Origin of the sequence: Terrabacter aerolatus, from assembly GCF_007991735.1 — a bacterium.
GTDB classification, from domain to species: Bacteria; Actinomycetota; Actinomycetes; order Actinomycetales; family Dermatophilaceae; genus Terrabacter; species Terrabacter aerolatus.
On sequence record NZ_BJYX01000003.1, the window covers coordinates 282,217 to 292,654 of the forward strand.

8 protein-coding genes are annotated in these 10,438 nt (G+C 71.1%); 1 reads left to right on the forward strand and 7 read right to left on the reverse strand.

Annotated features, from left to right (window positions below; all coding sequences use genetic code 11):
- The first annotated feature begins 48 nt into the window (after positions 1-48).
- Positions 49-1,359 (forward strand): alpha-amylase family glycosyl hydrolase, encoded by a 1,311-nt coding sequence (locus tag TAE01_RS05140; RefSeq protein WP_147064059.1) that lies wholly within the window; start codon positions 49-51, stop codon positions 1,357-1,359.
- A 344-nt stretch (positions 1,360-1,703) separates the two neighbouring features.
- Here the strand turns inward: TAE01_RS05140 and TAE01_RS05145 are convergent, their stop codons facing one another.
- The 7 genes from TAE01_RS05145 to TAE01_RS05175 all read right to left on the reverse strand — a co-directional run.
- Positions 1,704-3,563 (reverse strand): bifunctional metallophosphatase/5'-nucleotidase, encoded by a 1,860-nt coding sequence (locus TAE01_RS05145; RefSeq protein WP_147064060.1) that lies wholly within the window; start codon positions 3,561-3,563, stop codon positions 1,704-1,706.
- Positions 3,564-3,700: 137 nt separating this feature from the next.
- Positions 3,701-5,461 carry a DEAD/DEAH box helicase gene (locus TAE01_RS05150; RefSeq protein ID WP_147064062.1) on the reverse strand — a complete coding sequence of 587 codons (1,761 nt, stop codon included), beginning with the start codon at positions 5,459-5,461 and terminating at the stop codon, positions 3,701-3,703.
- Positions 5,462-5,586: 125 nt separating this feature from the next.
- Positions 5,587-6,558 (reverse strand): zinc metalloprotease, encoded by a 972-nt coding sequence (locus TAE01_RS05155; protein ID WP_147064065.1) that lies wholly within the window; start codon positions 6,556-6,558, stop codon positions 5,587-5,589.
- Positions 6,559-6,751: 193 nt separating this feature from the next.
- Positions 6,752-7,075, reverse strand: a complete 324-nt coding sequence (locus TAE01_RS05160; protein ID WP_147064067.1) for a DUF3039 domain-containing protein — start codon at positions 7,073-7,075, stop codon at positions 6,752-6,754.
- A 75-nt stretch (positions 7,076-7,150) separates the two neighbouring features.
- Positions 7,151-8,008, reverse strand: coding sequence for a glutamate racemase (locus tag TAE01_RS05165; protein WP_246111147.1), 858 nt, complete (start codon positions 8,006-8,008; stop codon positions 7,151-7,153).
- A 1-nt stretch (position 8,009) separates the two neighbouring features.
- Positions 8,010-8,570: a YqgE/AlgH family protein gene (locus TAE01_RS05170; RefSeq protein WP_147064069.1), complete on the reverse strand. Its 561-nt coding sequence runs from the start codon at positions 8,568-8,570 to the stop codon at positions 8,010-8,012.
- A 28-nt stretch (positions 8,571-8,598) separates the two neighbouring features.
- The coding region (locus tag TAE01_RS05175) for a DEAD/DEAH box helicase (protein WP_246111148.1) at positions 8,599-10,438 on the reverse strand (1,840 nt) is incomplete at its 5' end.

The following is a 10,438-nucleotide window of genomic DNA, read 5'->3' on the forward strand; positions in this document are numbered from 1 at the left end:
CAGCACCCACCCGGCCTCGGCCACCCCCCTTCGGACCAGGAGACTCCCGTGACCGCCAACCCCTACGCCCCCCGGGCAGCCGTCGAGCTGACCCACCCCGAGTGGAGCCGCAGCGCCACGATCTACCAGGTCAACCAGCGCCACTTCACCCCCGAGGGCACCTTCCGGGCCGCCGAGGCGCACCTGCCCCGCATCCGCGAGCTGGGCATCGACATCGTGTGGCTCATGCCGGTGCACCCGATCGGCGAGCAGAACCGCAAGGGCGTCCTCGGCAGTCCCTACGCCGTCAAGGACTACCTCGACGTCAACCCCGAGTTCGGCACCCTCGAGGACCTGCGCCACTTCGTCGACACCGCCCACGGCCTCGGCCTGCACGTCATCCTCGACTGGGTCGCCAACCACACCGCGTGGGACAACCCGCTCGCCGAGGAGCACCCCGACTGGTACGCCCGCGACTGGAAGGGCGACTTCCGGCCCACCCCGTGGTGGGACTGGGACGACATCATCGACCTCGACTACGACAACCCCGAGCTTCGCCGCTACATGACCGAGGCGATGAAGTTCTGGGTGCGTGACGTCGGCTTCGACGGGTTCCGTTGTGACGTCGCGGGATTCGTCCCGGTCGATTTCTGGGACAACGTGCGTCGGGAGCTCGACGAGATCAAGCCCGTCTTCATGCTCGCCGAGTGGGAGTCCCGCGACCTGCACGTGCGCGCCTTCGACATGACGTACGGCTGGAGCTGGAACGAGACCCTGCACAAGATCGCCCACGGCAAGGCCGACGTCGAGGCGCTCAAGGTCTACTACGCGTGGAACGACCGCTTCTACCAGCGGGACGCCTACCGGATGCTGTTCGTCAGCAACCACGACAAGAACGCCTGGGAGGGGACCGAGTACGAGCAGTTCGGCGACGCGCTGCTGCCCTCGATCGTCCTCTCCGTCATCAGCGAGGGCATGCCGCTGGTCTACAACGGGCAGGAGGCCGGCAGCGACAAGCGCCTGACGTTCTTCGACAAGGACGAGATCGACTGGCGCGAGGACGAGCAGGGCGAGCTCTACCGGGCGCTGTTCGCCCTCAAGAAGCAGCACCCGGCGCTGTGGAACGGTGCCGCCGGCGGCCGGATGGTGCGCGTGCCCAACTCGGACGAGTCCTCGGTGCTCACGTTCGTCCGCGCCGTCGGCGACGACCGCGTGCTCGGGGCCTTCAACTTCAGCGGCGAGGACCGGACGGTGACGCTCGGCGACGGTCCACAGGTCGGTTCGTGGCGTGACGCCTTCACCGGCGAGACGCTCGAGCTGACCCGGGGACAGGCCTACGACCTGCCCGCCTGGGGCTACCGGGTGCTCGTCGGCGCCTGACCGGCGGCGCCCACCGGGAGGGCCCCCGGCCAGCGCTCCCCGAGCCACACCCGAGCCAGCCGAGGTCCCGGACGGCTCGGGGCTGCCGTCCTGTCGTCCGGCGGATGACGGAGGTCGCAGATCGTGGCGGGAACCCGTCGAAACAGATCACATCACGGGCTTCGATCCGCGAGGATGGAGGTGCGTACCCGTCGGTGCTCCCCTGTCCCGGCGGGTACGCCTCTGCCGTGTTGTGGTCCCACCCGCAGCACGTCCGGTGATGGGGTGTCCCGCTGTCCTCCCAAGCAGCGGGGCACCCCGGCCGGGACCGGCCGGGCGTCGGCCGATCCCAGCGCGGGCGGTCGTCAGGGCGTGACGGTGATGGGGCTGCCGTTGCTGACGAGCCTCCAGTCGATGCTCGCGAAGGTCGTCGGGTCGATGACCTTGTTGGCGGTCGCCCAGTCGATGAGCAGCTGGCGGATCTCGATCTGCCGGTTGTAGACGACCGGAGCCGTCACGACGCCCGGGAAGTTGCCACCACCGGACTGGCGGTAGTTGTTGATCGCCACGACGAACCGCGCGTCGGACGCGACGGGCGTGCCGGCATACGCCAGTCCGACGATGCGCGAGCCCACCGGCCTGGCGAGGTCGATGTCGTAGGTGAGGTCGGCGTCGAGGCCGCCCATGACGTCGTAGTTGTAGTCGGGCGTCGCGTTGGCGTTCGTGACGGAGTCGGCGGCGACCGGGCCCGTGCTCGTGCACGGCTGGAAGTACTCCGCGCTCTTCTCGAGGTAGGCCTTGACCTGGGCGCCCGTGAGCACGATGCCGAGGAGGGTGTTGTCGTAGATGTAGAGCCCCGCCACGTCCCGGATCGTCACCTGCCCGGCCGGGATCGCCGCGAGCTTGTTGAACGGGGCGGCGATGGACAGCACCGGCAGGGACGCCTCCGGCGTGCCGGCGATCGCCTTCTTCACCGCGTCGGCCTGGACGTAGTTGATGAAGTCGATCGCGGCGGTGTCCTCGTAGCGCGAGGTCGCCGCCGACATGGCCTGCGTGCACGTGCCGATGACGCCGTTGACGTAGGAGAGCACCTTCTGGTGCGCCGCGGCGACGGCGCCGGTCACGGCGGGGTCCTCCGGTGCGACGTTGGCGTTGTAGAGGGTCGCCTCGGAGTGCACGACCTGCCACTGGCCGCGGATCTTCTGGACGTCGATGGACATCCGGGTCACGCGCATGCCCCAGTAGTAGGGCTCCGAGAGCAGGACCTGCTTGCCCGTCGCCGTGTTCGTGACGTAGCGCTGCGGGATCTCGAGGTGCGCGTGCCCGACGAGCACGGCGTCGATGCCCGGGACCTCCTGGGCGAGGATCGCGCTGGCGTTCTCGACGTAGGGCAGCGAGTCGCCCCACGAGGACTTGCCGCTGTCGCCAGAGTGGCACGCGACGATGACGACGTCGGCGCCGGCCGCCTTGAGCCGCGGCACCATGACCTTGGCCTGCTCGACGATGCCGGGGAACTTCACCTTGCCCTCGACGTTGGCCTTGTCCCAGATCGCGACCCCGGGCGTGACGAGGCCGAGGATGCCGACCTTGATCGCCTTGGTGTCGGGGAGCTTGACGGTCTTGATGACCCACGGCTTGAAGGCCGGCGCGCCGGTGTTCCAGTCGACGGAGTTGGCCGACAGGAGGGGGAAGCGCAGCTGCTTCTCGAACGCGCGAAGGGTGTCGAGGCCGTAGTTGTACTCGTGGTTGCCGAGGGCGGCGGCGTCGTAGCCGACCTGGTTCATCGCCGCGGCCATCGGGTGGGTCGAGCCGCCGGTGATCGGGTCGATCTTGGCGTAGTAGTACGCGAGGGGGGTGCCCTGGATCGTGTCGCCGGCGTCGATCGTCAGGGTGCGCTCGGCACCGACCTCGGCGCGGATCGCCTTGATGATCGAGGACGCCTTGGCGACGCCGATGTCGTTGTGCGCCTTGTCGTCGTACTCGGCGTTCTTGAAGTAGTCCCAGTTGTAGACGTTCCCGTGCAGGTCGGTCGTGCCGAGCACGGTGAGCCGCACGACCTCGCCGTTGGTCCCGGGACCGGGCGCTGCCTGGACGGCCGCGGCGGTCGAGGCGGTGCCGACCGCGGCGAGGCCAGCGCCACCGACGGCGGCGAGGGCGAGCAGCTGGCGGCGGGTGGTCGAGGACCCGAGGAGGTCAGGGCTCGTGGAGGTGTGTTCGTTGCTCATGTCGTCCTTTGTCTGTCCGGTGCTCGATCGGAGCATTCCCGTGTCACAGGTGCGCGGCTCTCCCCCGAGGCGCAAGGCAGACCCTAACGCGACATCTCGCCCGTATTGGGGCGAGCAGGCGTCCGGATCGTGAACCGTCAGCGACGGCCGACGAGCCAGAGACGGATCTTGTCGATGCGCTCGGTGACCTGGTCGGACGACGCCGCCGCGAGGTCGGGACCGCCGCACACGCGGCGCAGGTCCATGTGCACGTTGGCGTGCGGCAGGCCCTTCTGGCGGGCATAGGTCGAGACGAGCTTGTTGAGCTCCTTGCGCTGCGCGGCCAGGGCCCGGTGGGCGGCGACCGGCATGGGGGCCGCGGCGCCCTGGGGCGCCTTCCTGACCTGCCGGCTCTGCCGCTCTCGCAGCAGCGCGGAGACCTGGTCGGGCTCGAGGAGTCCGGGCAGCCCGAGGTACTCCTCCTCGTCCTCGGAGCCGACCTGGGCGTGCATGCCCCACTGCTGCTTGTCGAAGAGGACGTGGTCGAAGTGCGCGTCGGACTCTAGCGCCTCGAACGAGCCCTCGTCGAGCGCGCCGCTCGCCTTGTCGGCGCGGTTGGCGTCGTCGATGAGCGCCTGCTCCTCGGCCCACATCTGACCGATGTCGTCGGGGTTGGGCTTGCGGTCGAGCGCGTGGTCGCGCTGCTCCTCGAGCCGGGACGCGTGGTCGAGCACGACGGGCACCGAGGGCAGGAACACCGACGCCGTCTCGCCGCGGCGCCGGGCCCGCACGAACCGCCCGACGGCCTGGGCGAAGAAGAGCGGCGTCGACGTGGACGTGGCGTAGACGCCGACGGCCAGTCGGGGGACGTCGACGCCCTCCGACACCATGCGGACCGCGACCATCCACCGTTCGTCGCTCGCCCCGAAGTCCTCGATGCGCTTGCTCGCGCCGAGGTCGTCGGAGAGCACGACGGTGGGAGCCTCGCCGGTCAGCTGGCGCAGGATCGCGGCATACGCCCTCGCCTGGGTCTGGTTCGAGGCGATGACGAGACCGCCGGCGTCCTCGACGTGCCGGCGCACCTCGGTGAGGCGACGGTCTGCGGCGGCGAGCACGGCCGGGATCCACTCCCCCTTGGGGTCGAGCGCCGTGCGCCAGGCGTGCGCGACGAAGTCCTTCGTCATCGGCTCGCCGAGGCGGGCCTCGAGCTCGTCGCCGGCCTTGGTGCGCCAGCGCATGCTCCCGCCGTAGGCCATGAAGAGCACGGGCCGCACGACGCCGTCGCGCAGCGCCTCGGCGTAGCCGTAGGTGTAGTCGCTCGAGCTGACGAGGGTGCCCTCGGCGTCGAGCTCGTACGTGACGAACGGGATGGGTGAGGTGTCCGAGCGGAACGGGGTCCCGGTCAGCGAGAGCCGTCGGGTCGCGGGCTCGAAGGCCTCGCGTATGCCGTCGCCCCAGCTCTTCGCGTCACCACCGTGGTGGACCTCGTCGAGGATGACGAGGGTCGAGCGCGACGTCGTCAGCTCACGGTGGAGCGAGGGACGCGAGGCGACCTGCGCATACGTCACGGCTACGCCGTGGTAGTCGTCGCTGTGCCGGCCGACGCTGTTGCTGAACTTGGGGTCCAGGCTGATGCCGACGCGGGCCGCGGCGTCGGCCCACTGGGTCTTGAGGTGCTCGGTGGGGGCCACCACGGTGATGCGCGAGACGATGCCGGCGCTCAGCAGCTCGGTGGCCACGCGCAGGGCGTAGGTCGTCTTGCCGGCGCCCGGCGTCGCGACCGCGAGGAAGTCGCGCGGCCCCTTGCCCAGGTAGAGGTCCAGAGCCTCCTGCTGCCACGCCCGGAGCTTGCTGGCGGTACCCCAGGCCGCCCGCTCCGGAAAGGCGGGTGGGAGGTGGAAGGCGGCCCCTGAACTCATAGAGAGCCCACCGTAACGAATCCCCGGCGGCGACATGCCGAGGCCCCGCCTGCGAGCGGGGCCTCGACCTGGATGATATGCCGCTCAGTCGCTTTCGCGGCCCTGCGCGGTGCTCGTCCCCGGGCTCAGTGGCCGGCGCGGTAGGCCGTCCACTGGGCCTGCATGCGGTTGACCTGACCCGCGGTGAAGGTGTTCATGCACGAGTCGTAGGTGTAGTCCATGAAGTTCTTGATCGGGTCGAGCCCGGGGCTCGTGCACGTGTCGCGTCCGGTCGGGCACTCGTAGGCGGCGCTCGCCTCGGCGGGCGTGTCGTCGACGTAGTCGCCGTTGCCCTTACAGCCGCCCTGGAAGGTGTGGTACAGCCCGACCCAGTGCCCCACCTCGTGGGTGGCGGTGTCGCCCTGGTTGTAGTTCGTCGCGCTGCCACCGGGCAGCGAGGCCGTGAGGATGACGACGCCGTCCATGGCGTCGTAGGTGCTCTTGGGGAAGGTCGCCCAGCCGAGCAGCCCCTGGCCGATGTTGGCCGAGTAGAGGTTGAGGTCGGCCATCGTGCCCTTGCGCAGGGTGCTCTTCATGCTCTTCTCGGCGGCCGAGCCGGGCGTCACGGTGTACCAGGACGAGTTGCTCGTCGAGTCGGAGCCGGCCAGGGTGAAGCTGAGCCCCGTGCCCGAGTAGGCGTTGTTGAGCACGCTGAGCTGGCTGCTGATGGCGCTGCTGCTCACGGCCCCCTGGGTGCCGTTGGTGATGGTGTGCCAGTAGACCTTGACGGTCGTGGCGGCGAAGCTGCCGCCGCCGCTACCGGGCTTGCCCTTCTGTCCCGCGGTCACGACCTTGCCCGAGGAGTCGCGGGTCAGACCCTTGGCCGCGAGCGCCCGGGTCAGGGCTGCCTCGTTGGCGCGCACCTGGGCTTCGCTCAGCTCGTGCGGGTCCTTGGCCGTACCGTGCGTGCCACGGGCTCCGACGGCTCCGACGGCAGCCGGGTCGAGGCACGACGGGCCACCGCGACCGTCGAGCACGGGCGCCGCGTGGGCGGGCGCGCCGAGCGAGACCGCGGCGAGTGCGAGGGGGGCCGCGAGCATCAGGGAGCGGAGCTTCATGGGGTGACCTTTCTCGTCCGACACGGCGCCCGGTCAGGCGCCGATCCCAGCGACTGTAGGTACGTGACCGTCAGTGGCGGAGCCGGGGCGAGTAAAGAACCCTTAAGGAAAGCGCAGGCCCGCCGGGCACGCTCGACGAGGCGGGGGGGGGGCCCGGCACACGGGCCGTGGACCGGTGCCTGGACCGGTGCGGTCAGGACTCCCCGCCGCCGCCACCCTGGTCGCCGTCGCCGCCGTCCTGTGGATCGCGCAGGCCGTCGTAGATCTCCTTGCAGACCGGGCATACCGGGAACTTCTGCGGGTCGCGACCGGGGACCCAGATCTTGCCGCAGAGGGCCACGACGGGCTCGCCGGACAGGGCGCTCTCGAGGATCTTCTCCTTGCGCACGTAGTGCGAGAAGCGCTCGTGGTCGCCAGGCTCCTGGAGCTCCTCGCGGACCTCCTCACGCTCGATCGTGGCCGTGCTCGTGCCGCGCAGGGGCTCCGGCTCGAACGGGTCGGGAGGCATCGTGCTCATGCGGCAAGTCTACGGCGGTCGACGAGGGACGGGGACGACGGGGACGCTGCCCGACGGCGGCGGCCTGACCCTCGTTCAGCGGCTCGTGCCGGCCCGGCGCTCCACGACGGGTGCCGCCAGCAGGCGCCGCCCCGCGGGGTAGGAGGCCCAGGCGTCGGGCAGGTGGGACGGCCGTCCGCTGACGAGCACCGCCTCCACGCCGGCCTCCGGGGCCGCCGCGTCGGGATCGAGCCCGATGCGGCGCAGGGTCTGGCGGGCGACGGGCACCGGTGAGTCGTGCACGGTGACGTGAGGCCCCAGAGCCGCGAGGATGCGGTCGACGACGAGGCCGTAGTGGGTGCAGCCGAGCACGAGCGAGCGCACCCCGGCGGGCGTGCGCGACGCGGCATACGCGATGCACTCGTCGATCGCCTGCAGGTCACCGGACTCGACGGCCTCGGCCAGGCCCAGCGCCGCCACCGCATGGGTCGGCACGTCGGCGGCGAAGGCGTCGACGAGGCCCCTGAGGTAGTCGCTCGAGGTCGTCGCGGCGGTGGCCCAGACGGCGACCGGGCCACCCGAGGCCGCCGCAGGACGGATGGCCGGCACCGTGCCGATGACCGGGACGCCCGGCTCGAGCTCGGCCCGGAGGGCATCGAGGCCGTGGACCGAGGCGGTGTTGCACGCGACGACGATGGCCGACGGCTCGAACGGCAGCGTGGCGCGCGCCGAGGCGAGGATCAGCTGTCGGACCTCGTCCGGAGTGCGGGGGCCGTAGGGCATGTTGTCGGGGTCGAGCGACAACACGAGACCGAGGTCCGGCCGCAGCGCGTGCAGGGCGTCCGCGTAGCCGAGGAGCCCGAGACCACTGTCGACGAAGGCAACTCGCCTGGTCGACATCGGCATCTCGGGACCCTCCTCGGTCGCGGGGCGCGTGGGCTCCGGCACGGTCACGTCAGTTCATCGTCGGGTCGTCGGGGAAGTTGGCGACGTAGGCGAGGCTGTCACGCTGACGCCGGAGCACCTCGCGCCACAGCCGCTCCGGCTCGGGCGTGAAGGCGTCGCGCACCTCCGCGTCGACGACGTACCAGTCGCCGCGCAGCACCTCGCCCTCGAGCTGACCCGACTCCCAGCCGGAGTACCCGGCGAAGATGCGGAGCCCCGCGAGCTCGGCCGCGACGACCGGGGTGGGCACGTCGAGGTCGACGAGCCCGATCGAGCCGAACAGCCGCTTGACCCCGAGCGGCTCCGGCTCGTCACCGGGCACGGTCACGAGGCCGAGCGCCGACGACGTCGACACCGGGCCGCCCTGGAAGAGCACGTGCGGCGCGGTGACGACGCGCTGCCAGCCCGGCAGGACCGAGTCCACCTCGGCCGACAGCGGCTTGTTGAGGACGACGCCCTGGGCGCCGCCGTCGTCGTGGTGGAGCATGAGGATGACGGATCGGTGGAACACGTCACCCCCGACGGACGGCGTCGCCACGAGGAGGCGGCCGGTGTGGAACGTCGAGCTCACGGGCCCAGCCTTCCACACCGGAGACCGCTCAGAAGCGAGCGCCCCGACGACCGCCGCGCTCCTCGTCGCCGCCCCAGCGCGAGACGAGACCGTCGCCGCGGTCACCACGCTGCCCGCGACGGTCGTCGCGGCCGCCACCGTGGTGCGGGCGCGAGCCGCCGCGCTGCCCCTGGCGAGGACCACGGGGTCCGGCCGGACCACGCCGGTGCTGCTTGGGCCCGGCGATGAGGCGCTGGAACTCGTCCTCGGCGATCGCGACACCACTGGGCGTCGTCGCACCGGTGGCCGCGATGATCGCGTCGCCGGGGGTCGCCCGGACGGGCGAGATCTCGAGGCCGGCGTCCTTGAGCTGGCGCTCCATCGTCTTGCGCTGGTGCGGCAGGGCGAGGGTCACGACCGTGCCCTTGTCGCCGGCTCGCGCCGTGCGACCCGAGCGGTGCAGGTAGTCCTTGTGGTCGGCCGGCGGGTCGACCTGGAGCACGACCGAGACGTCGTCGACGTGGATGCCGCGGGCCGCGACGTCGGTCGCGACGAGCACCGGGAGGGTGCCGTCACGGAAGGCTCCGAGCACGCGGTTGCGCTGGCCCTGGTTGAGGCCACCGTGCAGGGCCGCCGCCATGACGCCCTGCTCGCGCAGTTGCAGCGCGATGCGGTCGGCGCCGAGCTTGGTGCGGCAGAAGACGACGGTGCGACCCTCGCGGTTCGCGACCTCGGCCGTGATGACCTTCTTGTGCTGCGGGTCGATGAGCAGGACGTGGTGGTCCATGCCCTCGACGGATGCCGTGGCGTCGTTCGTCGAGTGCGTCACCGGGTCGGTGAGGTACTTCTCGACGAGCGCGTCGATGCCGCGGTCGAGCGTCGCGGAGAAGAGCAGGCGCTGGCCGTCGGCCGGGATCTTGTCGAGGCTCGTCGTGATCTCGGCCATGAAGCCCATCTCGGCCATGTGGTCGGCCTCGTCGAGGACGGTGATCGAGATGTCGTCCATCTCGACGGCGCCGCGCTCGAGCAGGTCGTTGAGACGGCCCGGGGTCGCGATGAGGATGTCGACGCCCTTGTTGAGCGCGTTGATCTGCGTCGTGTAGCTGAGGCCACCGGCGACGAGCTTGTGCCGCAGGCCGGCGACGTGCACGAGCGGCTCGAGCGCGTCGGAGATCTGCATCGCGAGCTCACGCGTCGGCGTGAGGATGAGGGCGTGCGGCTTGCGCGGACGGCGCGTGGCCTGGCCCTCGAGCAGCCGCGTGATGAGCGGCAGGCCGAAGGCGAGGGTCTTGCCGGAGCCGGTCTGGCCGCGGCCGAGGACGTCCTTGCCGGCCAGCGCGTCGGGGATCGTCGCCGTCTGGATCGGGAACGGCGAGGTGATGCCCTCGCGGGCGAGGCGCTCGACGATCCGCTCGGGCAGACCGAGGGCGGCGAAGCCGTTGTCGGCCGCGACGTCGACGGGACCGTCGGAGATGTCGGCACGCGTGGCCTTGGTCCAGTTGTCGGCGTCCATGCGCTCGGCCTCGGCGTCCTCGAAGCTCACCGGAGCCGGGCCGCTGAAGCGGTCCGAGCCGCGGTCGTCACGGCGGTCGCTGCGGCGGTCGAAGGACGGACGGTCCTCGCGGCGCTGGAAACCACGGTCGCCACGGTCGTCACGCCGCTGGTACCCACCACGGTCACCGCCGCGGTCGTCGCGACGCTCGAAGGAGGGACGGTCCTCACGACGCTGGTAACCGCCGCGGTCACCGCCACGGTCGTCGCGGCGCTGGAAACCACCTCGGTCACCGCCACGGTCGTCACGGCGCTCGAAGGACGGACGGTCCTCACGACGCTGGAAACCGCGGTCACCGCCACGGTCGTCGCGGCGCTCGAAGGACGGACGGTCCTCA